Below are 19,768 nucleotides of genomic sequence, written 5' to 3'. Positions count from 1 at the left end.
GAGTTTAGTAAGGTATTGCCCGCGTATGTTCGATGAGGTTGTCCTTCGCAAGGGAAAAAAGCTGTTTTAGTCCAATGCCTCCACTTGAGCTAATTGGACCTGTTGGCAAATAAGGGGCTGGTTTTTCCTTTTTTTCTGAATCCGTAGCACCAGCCTCCTCTGCTTTCTCTTCCAGGGTAATCAGCTCAGGGGTAAATGTTTGTGCAAAGAAAAGCTCGTCTACCGCAGTTTCATCTACAGTGCCTCTTTGAGATATAAAAAGATCAAAAAATAAGTTCAGTAAATAATAAACCAGATATACAATAAAGATTATGGTCAAGAAATTAGTCCAGCTCATGGGTCATTTTTTTTAGGGTTTGTGAAATATATTCATTTAGCCAGGGGTGGCTTTTTAAAAACTGGTGGAGGGAAAAAACAATGACCCGCGTCATATCGATATTGGATGCGGCCTTTAATTGCCTCAGCTTGCTCATTGTACGATTATCAATCCGGATAAGGATTTTCTCCTGCCCATCCATATTAAAGTCCCGCAGGGATGAGAGAAAACTAGCTAGACGCTTGGCGTTCACGGCCGTTTCTTTGGATTCAGTTTTTTTTACACCAATCTTTTCAGCGCCATGACTGGCCTGGGATTTTTCCGGCAATCCCTTTTCTTCTTGGATCCTTGATTTCAATTGATCGGCAAGGGACTTGATTTCGCTCATGTCGATATACCTTTCTTCATAAAGCTGCCATAGATAAAGTCCATTGCCGGCATAAAAACTGGAATTAAAGAGGCCGGGACATGGATGGTTCCTACCCGCTGAAAATCGATGCGGTCAGAAATACCGGGAGAAATCTTTCCAAATCTGGATAGTACCTTGTCTACCTCTTCCCTGGTTTCATACTTTACGGTTGTTTTAATCCTATTTGGCACATACACCATGGGTGATAAATTATTGATCTCCCGACATACAAGCGAAAAGAGCACTGTACTGTCTACAGAAAATTCATCATAATTAAACGGGCAGATAATGAGTTCCGCGGAACTGATAATGGGAATCAATAGGTCATCGTCCATTTTACCCGGAAGATCAATGAGCACAAACTCATCCCTATTTTGGTTAAGCAGTTCCAGCAGAGCCGGGAAGTACTTAAGATCAGAGGGAATAACCTCGTAGAGGGGATCGTTCTCCAGAATTTTTGCCTTTTCAAACTTGCCTGAAATCGAAGCCTGGTAGTCCATATCCAGAACGGTAACCTTCTTTTTTTTAAGCATTGAGAGGAAATAGGCCAGTAACAGGCAGAGTGTACTTTTACCGGCTCCCCCTTTCTGATTTCCAATTAATATAACCATAAGCATAAAAATTTAACGTGTATTGGTTCTTGCTTTTTTTTGCCTGCGCCTATTCCGTCCGAGGATCTGCTCATCATCAATATCATCAGAGATGTCTATATCCAAAGAGAATTCGCCAATGGATATACAATCATGCATTTCAACCTCGTCAGCAGGAAATATTGACTCTGATGGATTTTCAAGGAGCATCTCTTCCTTTGGAGAAAACTGATTTTCATAAATACCCTCCGAAATGGGTATTAACGTTTTTAAGTCTTCGGTTTGGCGTAAAGTCTCCATAAACTTAGTTAGAGACATAATATCGCCACCTTTAAAAACTTCCTTGGTGGAATGGTCTAAAATGGTATAGCCATATGGCGGCTTGTCACCTTTAAAATGAAATACAAACTGAAGGCCGAATGAAGAAGATAATTTTTCGCTTAACTCAGAGTTATAGCCTATTACTTTTCCTTTCTCGCCACTTGGAAGATCTTCCCTGATCGCTTGAATTCTGGAATCGGTAATTGGCCTATACTTTGCAAAAATCTGTTTTAACTGTTCCTTTCTTTTCTGATCAGGTGAAAACCGGGCAATTTTTTGTTCTATTATGGTTAAGTTTATACTGCCTACTTTTTCACCATACTTTGACAGATCAAGCGTATCCTCAATAACTTTCAATGCATATCCCTGTCTTTCAAGCAACATCATAAACTGCGCCTTATTGGAGAAGCTGTATTGAAGTGCCTTTATCAAAGCTTTTTCGGCAGCTTGTTTCTCATCATTTCCGATAAGTTTATTGAGCACCCTGTAAGCCCTGATCTTCTCAAAGCTGTCGGAAATCTTTTTCCCTTCCAGGTCTATTCTTGAAGATACCATATGGATGTGATTATTCTGCGTGTCCTTGTGGAAAATGAGAAGGTAAGGCTGATTTCCATATCCCATCCCCTCTAGCCAACCTTCGGCCAGTGTAACTAGTTCCCCTTTGTCTAAGCTTCTGCCCTTTGGAGATATCATTGCATGAAATTGTGGATATACAACCCTGCGGTTTCTGCTCGCTAGGGATGAGAGGTAGTTTACATAATCTCCAGGCCTGATCTCAGATAGTCCTTGCAGCGCCCCAAAACCGGATACCTTTACCAGTTCTCCCTTATTTTTTTCAACTTTATTGGTATTGTACCTAACTGCCCTAAAAGTCTTTGATTTCCAAAGAATTTTTACAATCATAAATTAAGCCTTTAATAACCTGAGTAATTCCCTGGTTGCTCTCTCCATTCCTCTAAATATTGAAATGTAATCAGTAAAAATCGTGTTGAACTGAAGTACAATTTCAGCAGAGAGCATTCCTCGTTTATTTAAAAAGTTCGCATGCCGGGCAAGCTGGTTAATGTTGTTTCCTGACCTACCGATCTCTGCACCGATCTGGTTCAGGTGTTTTAAAACTTCGACAGCATTGATTTTATTTGAAACCGCAGAGGAGATTAAAAGCCTTTGCCGCAAGAAATCACTTTCTTTCAATCCAAGGGAAAGCCAAAGGTTTCGGAGTAAAGCATATTCTTCCTCGGTAAATCTGGCCTTAATGAACCTGGTTCTTTTACCATCTAATTTTAAAGGCCTCCCATTCTTTTTCTTGGTCATATTCAACAATTAAGGGACATCCTCCGAAGAAGAAAAAACTAGTTGCGACGTTTTTTCCATCCCGCTACGCCCAAAGGCGAAAAAAAAGCGGGCAAGTTATAGGGTTTTTGAGCAACAAAAACACAACTTGCAGGCTAAAAAACCAAAATACACCTACAATAACGAAAGGATAAAAACCAAAAAATTTAAGCTTGGTTTATTAGGATTTTGTTAAAAAGTATTCCGGCAAAACAGAAAGCCTAAAGCTATCTTTGCCAGATGGAGCTGCAGGAATTAGAAGAGTTTTTCAAGAATTGCCAGAGACCGGAAATGCCGGTGTTTTTAAATGAGGCAACAAAAGTAACTGACTTTGATTTATTTCTAGAGAGCCATTTCGGGCCACTTAGAGCTAATCCGGAAAGTAAAATCAATAAGCCACTATTAGTAAGACTAAAAATGATGAAACTTATCATTGAGTCTAACTAGCTAAATATATATCCACATATTTCTATATAAGAATATCCACATATACCGATAGAGGCATAGCTCAATATTTACATAGTTATATATTCATATATCAACGTGTTATACCAAAACCATTCTCTACACTAAAAGGCATAGGCTTAACAATAGATTTTTCAATTTGCCTTAGATCAGCCACAAGCTTTTCATTATAATCCTTAAACCCTGCATATTTGAACGAACAGTCTATACTTCCATGTACATCTCGGATAAATTCCTGCGCAGCAGATTTTCCTGCTTTATCATGGTCAAAATAAAGTTCAATAGAACCAAACTGGTTTGACCTACCCTTGGCAGCCTGTAGAAACGAAAGGGAATTTAACACCAATATGGATGCAGGATCCTGTGGATGTTCGACTTTCCAGCTCAGAAAATCAAAGTAACCTTCAAAGACACCTAGCCTGTCAACAGCCCCCTGCAAAAAACTCATTCCCTTGTGCCCCAGGCAACCCTTAAAATATTTGTTGCGTACCTCCCAGCCACCATTCTCATTTGGCCATGCAGAAGCAAAGTAATTCCTGCGCTTATTGCTGCTGTCCATGACCGAATAATAAAGTTCATATAAATAACCACCTGCAACGCTTTGCACTCCCCTGCCTTTAAGATATGAGCTGATGACATCGTTGCCGATTGATTCATTTACTACTTCTACTTCATATCTTGGAACTTTGAAGGGCAAGGGCCTTCGGGAATTATCAACAGGCACATCCGCGGTTCTCTCAAGGTTTATTTTTGCATACTCTACGATTTTTTTAAGAACCTCAGGAAAGCTTGAGGGATACCAATATGCGAGGCCAAAATCGATTATGCTTCCGCTTTTTATTCCCGATACTCCTGCACCGCCATGGTCAAACCAGACCCCCAGATTATCATTTACACAAAGTGAGGCAGTATATTCTTCACGCAACATACTTAGAAAAAAATACTCTCCCCCCGATACTTTCTGGGGACTGAACCCCAAGTTCTTCAAAAGATCGAGGAGCGATACTTTCTCCTTGATCTCATTAACGTTTAAAAAAGCTGACATACCGATTTAGTTTTAGAATTTTCAGAAACAAAAAAGGGGCTTATCGCCCCTTTAAGATAGAACCCAAAAAGAAGGGCCTCTATATATTGTAACTTCGGAACTACTCGCGTCGATTTCTACAAACCGGACTTATCGTCTGCCAATGCGCTTTCACCTTTTTGACGTCATCTCAAAGCTTCGCAAAATTCCCTTCAATTTAAAGGGTAATGTTTCATTCCTGAATGTCAAAGACCAACTCTTTTGTTGGCTCAAAATTCAGGAAGTATGCTGCGAGCATTTGACACTTTTCAAAAAGTGGGTACGATTTTTTAATTCCTTTAACGTAGCTTAATCGTAGTGGTTTTCGGAATGGAAATGTTGTAGCTTACCGATATTACCGTAAAACCCTCACATCGAAGCGTAAATTCTTGACAAAACTTTAGAACTTGCTAAAATCTCTACAAATCCTGGCAATAAGATTTTAACACTTTTTCAAACTTGTGTTATACTTTCACTACCAAACATTTTTAAAAATTTCTTTCCGGACACATAGCTTTACATTGAATTTGTTAGAAAAAATCCCAGAAGAATCATCTTAACTGAAGCGTTGTTTACTGATAATATGATTGTTGATTGCACTTCTCATACCATCGAGATAAACTGTATACCCTTTGCTCTTCCTTCTGGATATATCGATGAATTTTCGGTAGGCAACACCCAGGTCTATATTCAAGGTTCGCTCAAGAATATCCACGACCTGGGAAATGTCAGCTTTTCCATTGTTTAAAGAACCCATAAAGTATATGCCATAGGCGAGCTCAACCAGATTAACTTTGTCATCGGTCCATTTCAGCTCCGAATTTTTCGCAAGAAGGTGATAAAGGGAGGAATCGGGATTGTTATAAATCAAACGAATCCTGGTCAGCAAAAATTCGCGCAGCTGCTCGTATGCACGGAACTTTGCAAAAGTATAATCTACATTGGTATCAAATTCGTCGTATTTCAACGCTGGAAGAATCCCCTGCTTGTTTTTTCTGAGAAAATATTCCTGGTCCAGGGCAGTTTGATTGTTGAGGTAATATTGGTAAAGGAATTTATTTTGCTCAAAGTATCTTCTCAGGAAATCTATTTCCAGAACATAATAACTCCTAATTGCCTCGTCCGTATCAATCGGAATATTTGATAGAATATTGAATTGCTCCACAATCAAAATTTTACAGCAATAGAATTTCGGTTTGTGTTCTTTAAAGAATAATATCTCTTCCATTTCAGAAGAGAAACCCAATTGGTTTACCAACGTGTTCAAACGACTGATATCCTTTTCGATAATGTCTAGTGAGAATGAAAATCTGGTTAGGTCACTGATGGGTTCTTGTTTTACAGCATGCAGTTTTGCGGTCATTTCTAAATAAAGCTGTTCAGAAGTTTGGATTAACATAGAGAAGGATTTAGGTAAAAAGTTGGTTGACTGAACCTGCGATTATCCTACAGGAACTTTCGCAAGTTGTGCCAATTCGCACTCTAAATCAAGTTAACTATCAGTTGCATAATTGATCAACCCCCTTTGAATACATTATTTGCAGATAAATTCTAAGGACAATATTCGTTAAATTTTACTTTTGAGAATATGTTTGTCAGCCTAATCAAACTAATGGTGTAACCACCAAAGGCCTCGGTGTAAAAATCTTTTTGACAGGTAAGTTCAGTCATAAATTGTGCTAAAAATCAGCTATGAATTACCAATTTATTTTTTTTGAGGAACATCTCACAAGCCTGCAAACGAAAAAAACTTTTGCAAAAAATTTTGCAATGGAATCAAAAAAAAATCTGGAACGAGAGCATTCCCGACTGACCAGAGCCTTCAGGGATATGGCCGTTGAACTAAATAATCATGAAAAGTCAAAAGCATATTTCAATTTTCACCAACAGAACTTAACTCTTTTAATGGATAAGACTAGCACAGAAAAAAAGCTTAGGGAAAAAGATCCGGACCACAAGATTATAATAAGTACTCTGGAAGCATTGCTGGATATAATGGAAGAATTACTAATCTGGATGAAACAAATCTTTCCGAAGATCTTCGACTATAAAGGCAGGATCCCTATAAAAATGATTGAGTCCGAAATTTCGGAAATTGAGAATGATTTAGATTTAATCGTTGGAGAATTTGAAATGAAGAAATTGGATCCTAAACTGATGCAGGTCACAAGATCGGTTTTGGATATAAGTCAGATAATCAGTTTTCAAGATCTGAAATTTTGGAAAGAATCCTGCTACAAAATTCATCAAGATCTTATGTTGCTTGATCCAGTTGATGAATTTCGCATTATAAAAATTTTCATGGGGCTTGGAATAAATCATCCTGACTTATTTTTTTATACTAAACGGCATATTTCAAAAGAGATTGAGCATAAGACAACTTTAGGGGAAAAAATTTCTGCAGTCTGTTCCTATCGGAAAGAGATAAGAGTGTTATACAGAGAAACCCAAATGCTCCAGTTTACAAAGAAACCCGATATTCAGCGCACTATAAAAAAATTCCTCCGAGAAGAACTCCTTTTACTCCGCGCTATGGAATTTGTGAATCATGAAGTTGAGGAAGCGGGAATTATGAACGCCAACTATAAAGTTTCCTTTTCCGTTAAACAGCTGGCCTTTTTTGTCCATCTTCAGATGGAGACCGGGATAATAATATGGCAAAGGGCAAAATTCGCGCACCAGTATATTGCAAGGCACTTTAGCACTGTGGAACGCGATTCAATATCTGAAAAAAGTGCAAGAAACGCCCACTATAATCATGCTAGTGAAGATATTAAGAAAGTCATCGCAAAGCTCAGTGAAATGCTCGCATTAGCTCAGGAAAGATATTGAAATTGTGAGAATACTGCGAATCTTGCAATTTGATGAGGGGTTGCAAGACCATAAAATTTCTGCAACTTGACAAAGTTTTCAAATAGCCGTTCTTTATCCCTAAAAAGATTATGGACGTAGAAAACTATTCACAGAAACTAAACGCATTTCACTCACTCTCGCCTGGACTCAAAGCATACATCTCAACCATAGCCAAAAAAACTGCATACAAAGGTGGCCAGACTGTGTTCCTGACTAGAGAAGATTATAATTTTTATCCCTTGATTGAAAGCGGGTCTTTACGGCTAATGGCAATCGATAAGGATAATGATGAAGAAATTGTTATCCGAACCTATAATGCTGAGGAATTCCTGTATCATTTTCCAAACGTTATGCCAAGATCAAGATTTGAACTTTATGTAGAGTTTTTGGAGGATTCCTATTTGATAGCGTTTAGCGAAAAGCATTATTCGAACCTTATGAAAATATTCCCTGATGCGTACCTCTTGAATCTATCATATACCGCCTGGCATTTGAACATACAGTTGGAACTTCTTCTCGGCAACAACAATATTCCTGATAGGTAATAACGTATATGACACACCTTAAAGTTTACCATAAATCATATTCAAATGAAACGACTCATCGAAAAACTCCAAAGTCTTCAAAATGCAAGCGAACCTGTTGTAAGCCAACTGGCGGAAATCTCTGTTCAGAAAACTTTCAATAAAGGCTTACTTATTAGCACACCAGATCATTCATACCCTGAACTTTATTTTATCGAAGAGGGTCTTGCAAGGGGATATTTTATTTTCGAGGGGCAGGAAAATACTTCTTGGATATTACAGAGTGGGTTTATTTTTCCGACTACTTCGTTTTTTTCTTTCAGTCACACAAATGAGTATGTTAATTTTTTAAAGGACAGTTACGGCTACTCAATAAGTCTATCCCAATGGAGTGATCTTGCCAAAGCAAATCCTCAATTTCTAATGATTCTTCTGGAAATCTATGAGGAACATTACCGTGAAATAACGCAAAGAGAACAAATGCTGAGGATCAGACATGCGGAAACAAGATTTCTCTATTTTCAAGACAGGTATCCAGAATTAATTAATCTTCCCATTCATAAGATTCTGGCTTCCCTTCTCGCAATCGAATCAAAATATCTCTTCAAAATAAAAAGGAAATACCGCAGATGACACGGCAGGGAATCGCATTATTACACAAATAGGTGTACGATTATCACTTTTTCCAAGGGGTGCAAAAAGAGTAAAAATTGCCGAATTCGGGTAGTAAATATTATTTCTGTTGTTTCGAACTTTAATCCACAATCAGATGGGTTTTTAATGAACAAAACATGGAAAATATTTATTCACATAAACGGACACATATAAGCTATAAAAGCTTGGTATCAAACCTAAATACCATTGGAATATTCCTGTTAACATTGCTATGGTCTTATGCAGTTTTTGCAAAGCTCGCTGATCTAAAACTTTACCAGCTCCAGATGAAGGAGCAACCCTTTCCTTATTCAATACAGCAGTTACTGACTTATCTTGTCCCGATTCTTGAGTTAACCGCAGCGATGCTACTGATTTTTAATAAACACAAATGGGGGCTTTGGCTTTCCTTAACTCTGATATTAGGATTTACGATATACATCACACTGATCCTAACCCATGTTTTTCCCAATGCCCCATGCAGCTGCGGTGGCTTCATCTCTAAGATGAGCTGGAAAACCCATCTCTACTTCAATATACTTTTGTTTTTTATAAATATGGGTTGTCTTATTAGAGTTATCAAAAAGGAAAGGAGGTTAAGCGGCAAAGAGTGAAAAATATAATTCCAAAATTTAATGCATTCAACAGGGCATGGTGCCCAAATCTTAAACTAACTTTTTCGCTTGTTTTTTCAAAGTAAAAAGCATCCTTAAATTATGTATACAGCAATAAAAAATGTAAGCAAAGGCCTAATGGCCGCCGCTTTAGGGTTAGTATTAGTTTTAACCGGATCGGCTTTCAAATCTGAAAAGACCAGTAAGCTTGAAAGATACCAGTTCCGCTATACAGGACCAAGTTTATCTCAAGCAGATGTTGAAGAGGAAACTTACTGGACTCATGATGAAAGTGCACCCGTGTGCGATAATGAACAAGAGGCGGCTTGTACGATTACAGTGTATAAAAGTTTCGTAAATGAAGGCACAACGCCAACACTGAAATCGTCCTTAAATATTTCTGCTTCGAATGCAGCCTCTACTGCATATGTTTCAGGTAGCAGTGATAATACGATGGATATCATCAATCGCTCTGCGGAGTAAACATCATTTTACCGGCAAATATTTAAAATCGGGCAGTTAAATTTAGACTGCCCGATTTTTATCAATTTTGAGGCATTCCTGTCAGTTCTATAATATCGGTTGGTAAAGGAAGTGCATAGTATTTAGATTCAGGCATTAAAGTGAAGGTCTTGCCATCAATTACTCGCCTTAAAATTATCCCAAATCCCTCCTTGTTATATCTCTTTATGTCTGCGAAACGCAAACCACGCAGGAGTAGCTCTTTCCGCCTTTCTTCTCTAATCTTAGTTACGGCATCTCTTTGATCAATGGCAGTAATTGGAATGAAAGGGATTGTACTTTTCCAACGGGTTTTCATCAAAGTATTTAGGTCATTCATTGCACCAGCGAGATCATTGAGCATTGCTTTACACTCCGCGCTATTTAAATAAACTTCGTCGGTAGCTAAACCAGAAAAGAAGATATTTGCACTGGCTGTATAGTTACCCTTGAATTGTTGATAGGGAGCAGCTAATTTGAAGAAAGCTGTTTTTCTGAGATCGTTGGCATTATAGCTGGCATACAAGTTTGAATCGATCCTAAACCTCGTAACGTTTGTAATTCCAAAACTGCTATTTAATTCTGCATACCATATTGTCTCCTTATTAAACTTTTTTATTGGTACAGCTGTGCTTAATGCCAACAAGTCCGGATCTCCATTGAAGTTCATTAGTTTAGCATTTAACTTTAATGACTCCTGAGCATACTGAAGAGAAAGGTCATATTTGCCCATATAAAGATAACAGCGCGAAAGAAGTGCTGCCGCTGCACCTTTCGATGGGCGCATAACGTGTTGCGGATAATCAGGCAATAAAGATAATGCCTTCATCCCATCATTTATAACTTGCTGATAACATTCATAAACGCTTGATCTGAATGAGGGCACATTGAAATCGGAGCTCAGCCGCAGAACAATTCCAAGGTCAGTAGTGGAACGGGAATCATCATACGCCAAGCCATGCTGGCTTGTGAGCATTAGAAAATAATATGCACGATAAAATAATGCACTCCCCTGTGCATTATCCCATGCTGCCGAATTAACGGCTGAGCGTTCAGTTTTACTTAACAGTTCCAAACTCAGATTAGAATTATATATTGCCAGATATCCAAGATTCCAGTCATTCCCAATTCTATATGGTGTCGGACGCCATGTGTAAGCTTCCTGGCCAGTCAGTCCCACTGCATTGTAGCCAGCTAAAGGCAAAAATATATCATCACTGGACGCTTCTCCAAAAGATGGGGATGTCCGAAGGTTCATGATGTTGGCATCATCCAGTAAGCCCTGAACATCCTGAAGAGTTTTTGGGATAACAAGTTTTGAGTCTGATTTAACATCAAGATACTTTTTACACCCAGAGGTCACAATAGCAAGGAAAAGTGAAGCAACTGCTATTAAGAAAATTATTCTTCTATTTTTCATATTATTTAACATTTAAAATGAGCCCTTTATACCAAACGTTATCTGCCTTGATGGCGGAACAAATCCAGCATAATCGGGATCGTATCCGAATTTATTCGCTTTCCATATAAGGCCAACATTTTGTAAGCCGGAATATGCCTCAAGCGTTCTGAAAGGAAATTTCCACTGGGAAGTATTTATGCTATAACCTAGCTTTATATAATCAAGTCTGATGTGATCCCCAGACATTATATTGACCTCCGACCCGTAATAAAATGCATCACGTAAACTTGAGGTTGGATACAGAAATGAAGGAACATTAGTATGCTGTTCGTCGCCAGGATTTTGCCATCTCCTAGCAAATTCTGAATTTCCAATGCTACCTGCGATCAATTGAGTATAGTTAATAGATGGTTTCCTCACATGGTATCCAAGTTTAAAGTTTATGTTTACCGATAGGTTGAAACCATTCCAATTGAAATTATTGATAAGGGATCCAAAGTAAGTAGGGGATGCCGAACCCTTATATATTAAATTTGAACCGTCTTTTGTAGCCTCCGCTAGCAAAGCAGTATAGTTTGTACTCAGTACCCCGTTCAAATAACCCTGAGGATTGCCATTTACATCAAGGCCGCCCCACTTATAGGCTGCTATTGAGTAAAGGGGATAGCCTTCCAATGGAGTGATTGCCTTACCGCCAGAGAGAAGTGCATATATGCTTGAACCGGTGTTAGAATAATACCTTTCGGTTGTACTGAGGTTATAGCTGACGTACAAGTCTGTGGTCCAGTTAAATTTACCTGCATTTAAGTTTTTAGTATGCAGGTCGAGATCCAGACCTTTTCCCTTCATATCTGCAACATTCCGGGTAATGAATTCCCTTGCTCCCCAAGTGGTATAGTCATAACTGGATTGCCCATATAAATCGGATCCCTTTTTAGTATACCAGGACAGTGATCCTGATATCTTTTTCTTGGCCGATTCAAAATCAACTCTTACGCTAAACTGCGAGAGTTGCTCCCAGCGTAGGTCTGGATTATTTATGGAATTGATTCTTGTAATCGGAAACCCGGTGACCACGTTGCTAGCATATCCTGCAACTGGTGATGCGGTTTTCGTCAAATCAACGTTTCCACTGTATCCAAAACTACCTGTCAATTTTAAAACTGGCAGCCAATCAAGATTATAAAAATTCTCATCTGATATCTGCCACCCTATTCCTGCAGACCAGAGTGGTTTCCATTTATCATTAGTGTTTGCTCCAAAAATATTTGATCCGTCTCTCCTTATGCTGCCCGAAAGGATATATTTTCCACGATATGTGTAACTTAAATTACTGTATATGCTTATAAACCGATAAGCAGTCTTACTGATTGTGTTGGAACCCCCAATCTGACTGCTGTTTCCGGATAGATACTCGGGATAATAACCCGTTTGATCCACTAGGTTGAAATAAAGGGGATCTTCTTGGTATCCCAATTTTGTGGAACCGGTACCGGATGAATTAGAAGCCCTTAACTCAGAACCAAAAATTGCTGTCAATTTGTGTACTCCAAAAATCTTATTGTAATTGAGCTGCGCCCTGCCGGTTTGTGACGATACCTGTGAGCTATTCGTTGATAGAATACCACCAAGAGGTACAGGAGAAGTCACGATTCCTGTTGAAGAATTGTATTGACTATAAGTGTTGATCAAATCTCTGGCGGCAAAACTTTCTCTATCTGAGGTGTGGTCATCGTCTCTGTTTTGCCTTTGATACTGATAAGATATCTGCAAATCCAGCCCGTCGAGAATCTGGAACTTCAGGCCTACATTCGCGTATAGTTCTTGGGACTTACCCGTAAAGTAGTCATGGATATAATCCTGATCAGGATAATATTTCCAATCCAAAAACTTACGGTTTGCTACTGTGTCTGTATAATTTGCCCTATATTTCATTGCCAAGCCTGAGATTTGATTAAAATCCAGATAGGTTGGGTACCTCCCACCGACAGATAATGAATTATAGCTGGGTCTGCCAGATTTGGAATGCAGATTTGTAAAATAAACGTTTGTGTTTAAGCTAATGAGCTTGTTAAATTTAAAGTCATTTGCCAAATGCAGGTTTATCTTATCCGAAATGCTAAATGTCTCTCCTCTTACATGATCATAAGCAGCAGAAAGGAGATAGCTATTTCTTTCACCCCCACCCTTGATGTTCAAGCTGTGCTGCTGTGTTAATGCCCTTGTATAAAAATTGTCGAGATAGGATTGCTGGGTATTATTATTTGATAGTCCCTCAATCTGCTGAACGGCTGCAGCTCTTGAGATTTTTCCATTTCTCTGAGCCAGTAAAATTTCTACAACAGGTGTAAGTGAAGCCCAGGGAGTCGAAGTTATTTTATCATTAAAGTAACCGGCGTCAAATAGTTTTCTTTCTAAAGCTATATAGTCAGCATTATCTATTTGAGATACGGCATTAAGTTTTGGAAGGCTCTGTAAAAGAAAGTTTGAGTTGAATGAGAGCTGCATAGCCTGATTAAACTTACCCTTTTTGCTTGTTATTACAATTACCCCATTACCCGCCCGGGCGCCCCAGATCGAAGATGCAGCTGCATCTTTCAAAATTGAAACGGTTTCGATATCGTTGGGATTTATATTTTCAATATCGCCTTCATAAATAAAACCGTCCAAAACAATTAGAGGATCCAATGGTCCATTGATCGTGCCTAATCCCCTTATGCTGATATTTGTTTTATTTTGCGGATTGCTGCTGCTTTTACCTACCTGTAGCATTAAGCCGCTGCTCTGCCCGATGAGCCGGTCAAGTATATTGGTTCCGGATCTGGAATTTATTGCTTTTTCGTCAATCAAGGATATTGTCCCATTGATTTCATTTGGTTTAGCGTTCTGGTAACCAGTTTGCACTAAAACCTCATCCAGTTGATGAACTTCTTCAGTCATCTTTACTGAAATGAAAGATAACGGGGCTTCGTAAATACGATTTACTGGTTTGAATCCTGTAGCAGTAAATCGGATGGTATCCCCAATACTCACATTTTTTAAAACAAAATTTCCGTTTTTATCCGTAAGGGTAACCCCATCCTTAAAACGAACAGAAACAATTATTACCTGATCATCAAGATCAGTCACTTTTCCACGCACCTCCTGTCCCTTTTGCGCAAAGGCTGTGAGGGCAGAAAGTGCAATAATTAACAATGCAGTTGCAAGAAGCAAAAAATTCCATTTCATTTTTCTTGAATTAAATTGATCTATTCTCATCTTAATCAATTTTGTTCTTTATGCTAAGGCTTAGCCCTGCAATAAGACGCTCGATATTTGAAGAGTTGATTTGTTCTGGACCAGTTATAGCTTTTACGCGTCCATCAGGTCCCACCCAGATGTAATGTGGCATACTTTTAATCGGAAAAAGATCACGGCTGTTTTCTTCGCTTTGGATAAGCGGTAAGCAAAAACCGGAAATACGTTTTTTTTCTTTTTCCAAAAAATCTATCAGTATTGGTTCAGTATCGTTCTTGTAAGCATTGACTAAGAAGATCTGTAAGTTCTTACCATACAGCTTTTGCAGGGAATCCATTTTAGGAAAGTATTTTAGACATGCGGTGCAATATGTTGCCCAAAAATCAAGGATAACAGCTTTTCCCCTGAGCTTTGAAAAATTAATTGATGTATCCGAATAATTGAGGATTTTTGAAAATCGGATATTGCCAATTTTATCCCCGACCATTAATTTCTTTTCAGAAATTCCTTCCTGTGCCTGACAGGTAACAGCGACAAAAAACAAAAGAACCAGCGGATAGTTTTTGCGCTTTAGCCACTCAAGGGCTATTTCCTTTTTCGAAAGTGATGACAGGATGCTAACTGTTGTACTTAGCTCACAAGGGAATTGAAAAGGAATCTTTTTACTTAAAAGGTTATGTGATAATTTTGAGAATGGACTAAAAATATAATGCCTAAAAAAAAGGCATGGCAGTGCCAAAGCGATAAATAATATCGTTTTTTTCATTGTTTGTTGTTTTAAGTTAGTTGATCGGAAAATTACATGAGAAATCTCAAATACTGAAGAGAACTAAGGCAGGCGCATTATTAAAGAACCTATTTTCTATCATTAACCGTAGGGTTGACCTGCCTTAGCCTGGCATCTTATTCAGGAGAACAGATAACCAAGCTAATTAGGATGATAAATGTCCATCCGAGAGTATAAAAAACAGAGATTTGAGGGCCTAAAAAGTAGGCCAGAAAATAGCATGTTCTGCTGAAATTTGAAGAAATGATGATTTCAAATGCTTTCATGGCTAATCTGTGTTAACCGAAAGTCAAACGGAAAAGGGCCGCCTTTACGCTTTATTTGAAGTGAAGGTGTAGGACCACCACCGCCTTGCAGCGGCCGAACTCAAATAAAGCAGGCGACCCAAATCCGTATGCTATACAAAGATAGCATAGGAATTGAGTTTTACCTACCTCTCGTGTTCGAACGTCCTACTTTTCACCACAAGTTCTTTCAGTAATTACTCAATCCAAATTAATGGAAGTTATATTCTATCGTTTTTCTATATCGTTAATTTTATTAAAGCCAAGATACAAAACATTAACCAAATCCACAAGTGGAGTTGACTTAAATCATCAAAATCAGTCACTTGCACATGTAAATGGTAGCACCTGAAGACGAGTTAATTTTTGTTGAAATCTCTCAATTAGATTTTATGTTGATTGAAAGAGTTAGGGCCTTGAGAATTGCAAGTAAAATGACTCAACTTCAGTTAACTCAGAAGATGAAATTAGCTGATGGGTTTATTTCAAAAGTAGAAACTTTTACAGAACGTGCCAAATACAGCATTAGACATATAAACTTGTTAGCAAGCGCTCTCAATTGCACTATACAAGATATCCTCCCCTTGGAGCAGCCAAAATATGACATGGTCGTATTAACTTTAAGGAGAACTAACAAAATTAACAAAGATGGTTCTTTGTCCCAAAAGAAAACCACTGAGGTGATTAAAATCGAACCAAAAGAAAAAAGTTAATTTGGATATGCAAAGTAATTGAGGGATCATTTTTGAGATTACCCTAAACTTTGACATATGGAACAACTTCGTTGCGTCGTAATCGACGATGAAAAACATTCAATCTCGATTCTCTCAGATTACATTGAGACGAATCCCAACCTAAAACTAGTCAAAACTTTTCTTGATCCCCTTATTGCACTATCAGGAATCAGCATCAGAGACAAAATAGACTTTATTTTTTTGGATATAGACATGCCAGAAATTACCGGCATTGAGCTCGCAAAAAAATTAGTCAATCGAGCTCGATTTATTGTATTTACTACTGCATTTACAAAATATGCAATAGAAGCTTTTGAAGTAAATGCTTCTCGGTATCTGGTTAAGCCAATCTCAAAACCGAAATTCATTAAAACCGTTTGGGACATTTTAGATGCAGAAAGAAAAAGAATTGAAGGGATAAGGATTGCCCAAAGAAAATATTTCTATGTAAGCATTGGCGAAAGGGGACAGAAACTGAAGATAAAGAAATCCAAAATATTATTTTTCGAAAGCTTGAAAAACTACATGAAAATTGTCACTGAGGATGAGGATTACACAGTCTATTTGACAATGAAGGAAGTTGAAAAGGAGTTTTGGGGCACATTGTTCTACAGAGTTCACCGCAGTTACTTCGTAAATGAAGAAAGGGTTGAAAAAATAGCTGGGAATACATTAAAGCTTGGAGCACACATCATTCCGATGGGCAACAACTACAAGCAAGGTTTTATTGAATTTTCTGAAAATAAAACATTAAGATCCGGCCGGAAGTCTTAAGGATTCAAATGTGAAACCAACGCTCAACGATTGCTAATCAGCGTTTCATTGGAAATAATGATGATGCTGGAAGTAGTGGGATCAGTTTCGGACTTTCGAATTGTTTGCTGCGATCTAAAAACAAATACTGTTTTTTTGACCAGTTTTTTAGGGTTCTGTTTCATGTTTTTATTTTGAAACTAGAGCCATTATTTAGCGTAAAAAAAATTTTTACACCGCGATAAAATGAGGTTACACCAAGAGCAATTATAGCATGACTAAGAAAATTTTCGAATGGGGAAAAGTGCAGCACTTGCACCTAATTGGATGGGCAATATTCATAACATTAGAGATCGGACTTATCGGACTTTCAATGGGCTTTTTTGGAAAAGCTTTGAATTATGCCCTCCATTATATTCTTAATATTATTCTATTTTATACGAATGCGCATTTCGTGCTCAAGAAGAGTTTTACAAAGCCTAAACCCTGGACAAGGATAATCATCCTCATGATAATTCAAATCTGTTTGTATATTTTTTTCAGATCTTATCTTAATTACGTACTGGAAGGAACTCATAAAGGGTTTAACATCCCATCAATTATTACTAACCATAAAAGTTTTTTTCAATCGCTTTGGAGAGGTTTGTTTTTTATCGTTCTTTCCTGCTTTTACTATTTGTTTTTGCGTTTCAAAGCGGAACGTTTAAAAAGAGAACATTCAGAAAGAATGGAATATTTGAAGGATTTGAAAAATAAAGAGATGCAAAATGAATTGCATGTTGCGAAGTATGAATATTTGCGAGCCCAAATCAATCCACACCTATTATTCAACACATTGAGTTTTTTATATGATAGCGTCCGGAAATTTAATGAGGACGCCGGAGAAGCAGTTCTTAATTTGGCCGAATTGATGCGGTTTAGCCTTGAAACCATGGAATCCCCCGAAGAATTTCCCAAGCTGGAGGAGGAACTGCATCAAATTGATAACCTTATATCGCTTAATAAAATAAGGAAAGACAAAGAACAGTATATTAATCTTTCTTTTCCTGAAGAGCTTAAAAATTTTCGCTTTATACCATTGGTCGTAATCACATTGTTAGAAAACATGCTTAAGCATGGAAATTTACAAAAGCCAAACCAACCTGGATTATTAGATATTAAATTGAGTAAAAACGAATTGTCAATAAATACTTCTAATTTGATCAACACCAGGATCCACCATTCAGGCTTTAATAAAGGAATGGAGAATATTGAAAAGCGATTAGGTTTGGCTTATGGCGATAAATTTTTGTTATCCTACGGAAAAAGGGATAGTAACTATTTTGATGTCAATTTAATTTTAAAAATTTATCCAGCTGTGTAAGTCATTGATATAATATATTATTTTGTTAGTTGAATTTCGATCCAAACCGGGCAATGGTCACTGGTTCCCTGCCAGCTTCGGACATGTTTATCGACTCCACCGTCAATCAGCTTCTCTGACAAGCCTGGAGACAGGAGAAAATGGCCCAATCTCAAACCAGCATTTCTTCCAAATGCATTCCGAAGATAATCATAAAACGTATAGATGATTTCATCAGGATACAGGGCTCTTATTGCATCAGTCCAGCCTAGAGATAATAATTTCTGATATGCTTTTTTTGATTCGGGAAAGAAAAGCGCATTATCCCTGAACCTGTTTGGATTATAAAGATCTAGGTCAGTCGGTATAACATTATAGTCACCGATCAATATTGTTGGGATGCCAAACGAAAGCAGTTTTTTTGAATGGGCGGTAAGCCTTTTGAGCCATTTAAGTTTATATTCAAATTTTGGACCTGGTGCCGGATTTCCGTTTGGAAGATAAATACAACCTATAACGAGTCCACTTATAAATGCTTCGATGTATCTGCTATGGTCGTCGGCAGGATCGCCAGGAAGTCCGCGTTTCGTTTCTTTTATTTCCCTCTTAAATAAGATTGCAACACCGTTCCAGCTTTTCTGCCCCTGCCACACGGAATGGTATCCTGCATCCATCAACTTTTTGGCCGGAAAGTCCTTTTCCTGACATTTTATTTCCTGCAGACAGACAACATCCGGTGACCGCTCTTTCAACCATTTAAGCAAAATTTCGATCCTGCCGTTGACACCATTAATGTTGTAAGTGCTCAGAATCATTCAAAAAGTTCTTGCGATTTGGTATAATAAGCTTTTCGCCCACCAATTTTTTCAGACAAAATCTCCTCGCCCTTTGGTGTCTTTTTTAATTCGGCAACATGTACCGACATAAAATCACGAAGCTCACCCTTGAGTTCATCACCATTTGCTTCTGCGATTTTTGATATTGCCCCGCTCAAGACAGATTTTATGCTTTTGTACAATCGCTTTGCCGCTTTATCCGGAATGGCCTTGGCGACTGAAAATGGAGAGATGCCGGCATGGTAAAGTATCTCATCCGAATAGGAATTGCCTATCCCGCGAACAAGATGCTGATCCATTAACAATGTTTTTATCGATGTTCTCTTTTTAGCCAGTAAATCAAAAAAATAATCCTCTTCCATCTCAAGCGCGTCTGGAACATCGGTATATTCAGGATTTAAGGTGGGTGTTGCCTGCTTTTGAAGATCGATCAATGCAAATGCATCACCCCCTTCAAAGTGAAACCCTAAAATCTGGAAGCGTGGGGGCTCATCCTGATCAATGGAGATAAGTTCTCCCCTGAGCATTAAGTGGAGACCGAGAACCTGGGAACCCGAAAAAATAAGTTGAAGCGTCTTTCCGGAACGCCGGACATCCAAAAGTTCCCTGCCTTCCAAAGCTTTTTTCAATTCCTTGGCCGGGACATTAATTTTTTTGGATACCATAATTTCCAGCGTTTCCAAAGTCTGCCCCTTAAACCTTCTATTGAGAATCTGCGAAAATACGGTCAAATCTGGTAGTTCTGCCATGA

Annotated in this window: 21 protein-coding genes; 9 read left to right on the top strand and 12 right to left on the bottom strand. The window is 38.2% G+C overall.

Annotated elements, in window-relative coordinates:
• Positions 1 to 4: 4 nt before the first annotated feature.
• The 5 genes from OQ267_RS13545 to OQ267_RS13525 are packed head-to-tail and all read right to left on the bottom strand — an operon-like array spanning position 5 to position 2,950.
• Complete coding sequence (locus OQ267_RS13545) at positions 5 to 337, bottom strand: hypothetical protein (protein WP_265836335.1); 333 nt, start codon at positions 335 to 337, stop codon at positions 5 to 7.
• Entirely contained in the window at positions 324 to 704 is a 381-nt protein-coding gene (locus OQ267_RS13540) for a hypothetical protein (protein ID WP_131538522.1), read from the bottom strand. The genes OQ267_RS13545 and OQ267_RS13540 overlap by 14 nt, the downstream gene beginning before the upstream one ends.
• Complete coding sequence (locus tag OQ267_RS13535; protein ID WP_131538523.1) at positions 701 to 1,336, bottom strand: ParA family protein; 636 nt, start codon at positions 1,334 to 1,336, stop codon at positions 701 to 703. Before OQ267_RS13535 ends, OQ267_RS13540 begins: the two co-directional genes overlap by 4 nt.
• A gap of 12 nt (positions 1,337 to 1,348) precedes the next feature.
• A complete protein-coding gene (locus tag OQ267_RS13530) occupies positions 1,349 to 2,539 on the bottom strand; it encodes a relaxase/mobilization nuclease domain-containing protein (protein WP_265836334.1) in 1,191 nt (396 codons plus the stop codon).
• A gap of 3 nt (positions 2,540 to 2,542) precedes the next feature.
• A complete protein-coding gene (locus OQ267_RS13525; RefSeq protein WP_056095082.1) occupies positions 2,543 to 2,950 on the bottom strand; it encodes a plasmid mobilization protein in 408 nt (135 codons plus the stop codon).
• Between the two features lie 258 nt (positions 2,951 to 3,208).
• Between OQ267_RS13525 and OQ267_RS13520 the strand changes: the two genes are divergently transcribed.
• Positions 3,209 to 3,415, top strand: a complete 207-nt coding sequence (locus OQ267_RS13520; protein WP_131538525.1) for a DUF6965 family protein — start codon at positions 3,209 to 3,211, stop codon at positions 3,413 to 3,415.
• Positions 3,416 to 3,506: 91 nt separating this feature from the next.
• Here the strand turns inward: OQ267_RS13520 and OQ267_RS13515 are convergent, their stop codons facing one another.
• Together OQ267_RS13515 and OQ267_RS13510 are read right to left on the bottom strand one after the other, a co-directional pair.
• A complete protein-coding gene (locus OQ267_RS13515; protein WP_082489583.1) occupies positions 3,507 to 4,478 on the bottom strand; it encodes a toprim domain-containing protein in 972 nt (323 codons plus the stop codon).
• A 574-nt stretch (positions 4,479 to 5,052) separates the two neighbouring features.
• Positions 5,053 to 5,895 (bottom strand): RteC domain-containing protein, encoded by an 843-nt coding sequence (locus OQ267_RS13510; protein ID WP_265836333.1) that lies wholly within the window; start codon positions 5,893 to 5,895, stop codon positions 5,053 to 5,055.
• Positions 5,896 to 6,188: 293 nt separating this feature from the next.
• On the opposite strand from OQ267_RS13510, the gene OQ267_RS13505 reads away from it, so the two are divergent.
• The 5 genes from OQ267_RS13505 (at position 6,189) to OQ267_RS13490 (ending at position 9,624) form a co-directional block, all read left to right on the top strand.
• Positions 6,189 to 7,328, top strand: a complete 1,140-nt coding sequence (locus OQ267_RS13505) for a hypothetical protein (RefSeq protein ID WP_265836332.1) — start codon at positions 6,189 to 6,191, stop codon at positions 7,326 to 7,328.
• 110 nt (positions 7,329 to 7,438) lie between these two features.
• Positions 7,439 to 7,894, top strand: a complete 456-nt coding sequence (locus tag OQ267_RS13500) for a hypothetical protein (RefSeq protein ID WP_265836331.1) — start codon at positions 7,439 to 7,441, stop codon at positions 7,892 to 7,894.
• A gap of 45 nt (positions 7,895 to 7,939) precedes the next feature.
• Positions 7,940 to 8,506: a Crp/Fnr family transcriptional regulator gene (locus OQ267_RS13495; RefSeq protein ID WP_265836330.1), complete on the top strand. Its 567-nt coding sequence runs from the start codon at positions 7,940 to 7,942 to the stop codon at positions 8,504 to 8,506.
• Positions 8,507 to 8,664: 158 nt separating this feature from the next.
• Positions 8,665 to 9,141, top strand: a complete 477-nt coding sequence (locus OQ267_RS22560; protein WP_416348656.1) for a MauE/DoxX family redox-associated membrane protein — start codon at positions 8,665 to 8,667, stop codon at positions 9,139 to 9,141.
• 102 nt (positions 9,142 to 9,243) lie between these two features.
• On the top strand, positions 9,244 to 9,624 hold the full coding sequence (locus OQ267_RS13490) for a hypothetical protein (protein ID WP_265836329.1): 381 nt from the start codon (positions 9,244 to 9,246) through the stop codon (positions 9,622 to 9,624).
• Between the two features lie 61 nt (positions 9,625 to 9,685).
• Here the strand turns inward: OQ267_RS13490 and OQ267_RS13485 are convergent, their stop codons facing one another.
• Genes OQ267_RS13485 through OQ267_RS13475 form a run of 3 tightly spaced genes read right to left on the bottom strand, consistent with a single transcriptional unit; the run spans position 9,686 to position 15,047 of the window.
• Positions 9,686 to 11,062, bottom strand: a complete 1,377-nt coding sequence (locus OQ267_RS13485; protein ID WP_265836328.1) for a RagB/SusD family nutrient uptake outer membrane protein — start codon at positions 11,060 to 11,062, stop codon at positions 9,686 to 9,688.
• A gap of 12 nt (positions 11,063 to 11,074) precedes the next feature.
• The gene (locus OQ267_RS13480; RefSeq protein ID WP_265836327.1) at positions 11,075 to 14,272 is read right to left on the bottom strand and encodes a SusC/RagA family TonB-linked outer membrane protein; all 3,198 of its coding nucleotides are present in this window, start codon (positions 14,270 to 14,272) and stop codon (positions 11,075 to 11,077) included.
• A 31-nt stretch (positions 14,273 to 14,303) separates the two neighbouring features.
• Complete coding sequence (locus tag OQ267_RS13475; RefSeq protein WP_265836326.1) at positions 14,304 to 15,047, bottom strand: TlpA family protein disulfide reductase; 744 nt, start codon at positions 15,045 to 15,047, stop codon at positions 14,304 to 14,306.
• Positions 15,048 to 15,690: 643 nt separating this feature from the next.
• Here OQ267_RS13475 and OQ267_RS13470 point away from each other — a divergent pair.
• The 3 genes from OQ267_RS13470 (at position 15,691) to OQ267_RS13460 (ending at position 18,202) form a co-directional block, all read left to right on the top strand.
• The gene (locus tag OQ267_RS13470) at positions 15,691 to 16,065 is read left to right on the top strand and encodes a helix-turn-helix domain-containing protein (RefSeq protein ID WP_265836325.1); all 375 of its coding nucleotides are present in this window, start codon (positions 15,691 to 15,693) and stop codon (positions 16,063 to 16,065) included.
• 57 nt (positions 16,066 to 16,122) lie between these two features.
• Positions 16,123 to 16,860: a LytR/AlgR family response regulator transcription factor gene (locus OQ267_RS13465; RefSeq protein WP_265836324.1), complete on the top strand. Its 738-nt coding sequence runs from the start codon at positions 16,123 to 16,125 to the stop codon at positions 16,858 to 16,860.
• 253 nt (positions 16,861 to 17,113) lie between these two features.
• Complete coding sequence (locus OQ267_RS13460; RefSeq protein ID WP_265836323.1) at positions 17,114 to 18,202, top strand: sensor histidine kinase; 1,089 nt, start codon at positions 17,114 to 17,116, stop codon at positions 18,200 to 18,202.
• Between the two features lie 17 nt (positions 18,203 to 18,219).
• Here OQ267_RS13460 and xth read toward each other — a convergent pair whose 3' ends face one another.
• Together xth and OQ267_RS13450 are read right to left on the bottom strand one after the other, a co-directional pair.
• Complete coding sequence (gene xth / locus OQ267_RS13455) at positions 18,220 to 18,996, bottom strand: exodeoxyribonuclease III (RefSeq protein ID WP_265836322.1); 777 nt, start codon at positions 18,994 to 18,996, stop codon at positions 18,220 to 18,222.
• On the bottom strand, positions 18,993 to 19,766 hold the full coding sequence (locus OQ267_RS13450; RefSeq protein ID WP_265836321.1) for a DNA-formamidopyrimidine glycosylase family protein: 774 nt from the start codon (positions 19,764 to 19,766) through the stop codon (positions 18,993 to 18,995). The genes xth and OQ267_RS13450 overlap by 4 nt, the downstream gene beginning before the upstream one ends.
• Positions 19,767 to 19,768 lie beyond the last annotated feature (2 nt).

The sequence above is a fragment of the Pedobacter sp. MR22-3 genome (genome assembly GCF_026240075.1).
Taxonomy (GTDB): domain Bacteria; phylum Bacteroidota; class Bacteroidia; order Sphingobacteriales; family Sphingobacteriaceae; genus Pedobacter.
Note: the sequence above shows the minus strand (reverse complement) of the source record. Positions and strands in the feature narration are given on the sequence as shown.

Bases quoted from the DNA above. Each gene is read 5' to 3' on its own strand.
- OQ267_RS13540 (WP_131538522.1), bottom strand. From the start codon at position 704: ATGAGCGAAATCAAGTCCCTTGCCGATCAATTGAAATCAAGGATCCAA.
- OQ267_RS13480 (WP_265836327.1), bottom strand. From the start codon at position 14,272: ATGAAATGGAATTTTTTGCTTCTTGCAACTGCATTGTTAATTATTGCA.
- OQ267_RS13495 (WP_265836330.1), top strand. From the start codon at position 7,940: ATGAAACGACTCATCGAAAAACTCCAAAGTCTTCAAAATGCAAGCGAA.
- OQ267_RS22560 (WP_416348656.1), top strand. From the start codon at position 8,665: ATGGAAAATATTTATTCACATAAACGGACACATATAAGCTATAAAAGC.
- OQ267_RS13515 (WP_082489583.1), bottom strand. From the start codon at position 4,478: ATGTCAGCTTTTTTAAACGTTAATGAGATCAAGGAGAAAGTATCGCTC.
- OQ267_RS13525 (WP_056095082.1), bottom strand. From the start codon at position 2,950: ATGACCAAGAAAAAGAATGGGAGGCCTTTAAAATTAGATGGTAAAAGA.
- OQ267_RS13470 (WP_265836325.1), top strand. From the start codon at position 15,691: ATGGTAGCACCTGAAGACGAGTTAATTTTTGTTGAAATCTCTCAATTA.
- xth (WP_265836322.1), bottom strand. From the start codon at position 18,996: ATGATTCTGAGCACTTACAACATTAATGGTGTCAACGGCAGGATCGAA.
- OQ267_RS13535 (WP_131538523.1), bottom strand. From the start codon at position 1,336: ATGGTTATATTAATTGGAAATCAGAAAGGGGGAGCCGGTAAAAGTACA.
- OQ267_RS13500 (WP_265836331.1), top strand. From the start codon at position 7,439: ATGGACGTAGAAAACTATTCACAGAAACTAAACGCATTTCACTCACTC.
- OQ267_RS13485 (WP_265836328.1), bottom strand. From the start codon at position 11,062: ATGAAAAATAGAAGAATAATTTTCTTAATAGCAGTTGCTTCACTTTTC.
- OQ267_RS13520 (WP_131538525.1), top strand. From the start codon at position 3,209: ATGGAGCTGCAGGAATTAGAAGAGTTTTTCAAGAATTGCCAGAGACCG.
- OQ267_RS13505 (WP_265836332.1), top strand. From the start codon at position 6,189: ATGAATTACCAATTTATTTTTTTTGAGGAACATCTCACAAGCCTGCAA.
- OQ267_RS13490 (WP_265836329.1), top strand. From the start codon at position 9,244: ATGTATACAGCAATAAAAAATGTAAGCAAAGGCCTAATGGCCGCCGCT.
- OQ267_RS13510 (WP_265836333.1), bottom strand. From the start codon at position 5,895: ATGTTAATCCAAACTTCTGAACAGCTTTATTTAGAAATGACCGCAAAA.
- OQ267_RS13475 (WP_265836326.1), bottom strand. From the start codon at position 15,047: ATGAAAAAAACGATATTATTTATCGCTTTGGCACTGCCATGCCTTTTT.
- OQ267_RS13465 (WP_265836324.1), top strand. From the start codon at position 16,123: ATGGAACAACTTCGTTGCGTCGTAATCGACGATGAAAAACATTCAATC.
- OQ267_RS13545 (WP_265836335.1), bottom strand. From the start codon at position 337: ATGAGCTGGACTAATTTCTTGACCATAATCTTTATTGTATATCTGGTT.
- OQ267_RS13450 (WP_265836321.1), bottom strand. From the start codon at position 19,766: ATGGCAGAACTACCAGATTTGACCGTATTTTCGCAGATTCTCAATAGA.
- OQ267_RS13530 (WP_265836334.1), bottom strand. From the start codon at position 2,539: ATGATTGTAAAAATTCTTTGGAAATCAAAGACTTTTAGGGCAGTTAGG.
- OQ267_RS13460 (WP_265836323.1), top strand. From the start codon at position 17,114: ATGACTAAGAAAATTTTCGAATGGGGAAAAGTGCAGCACTTGCACCTA.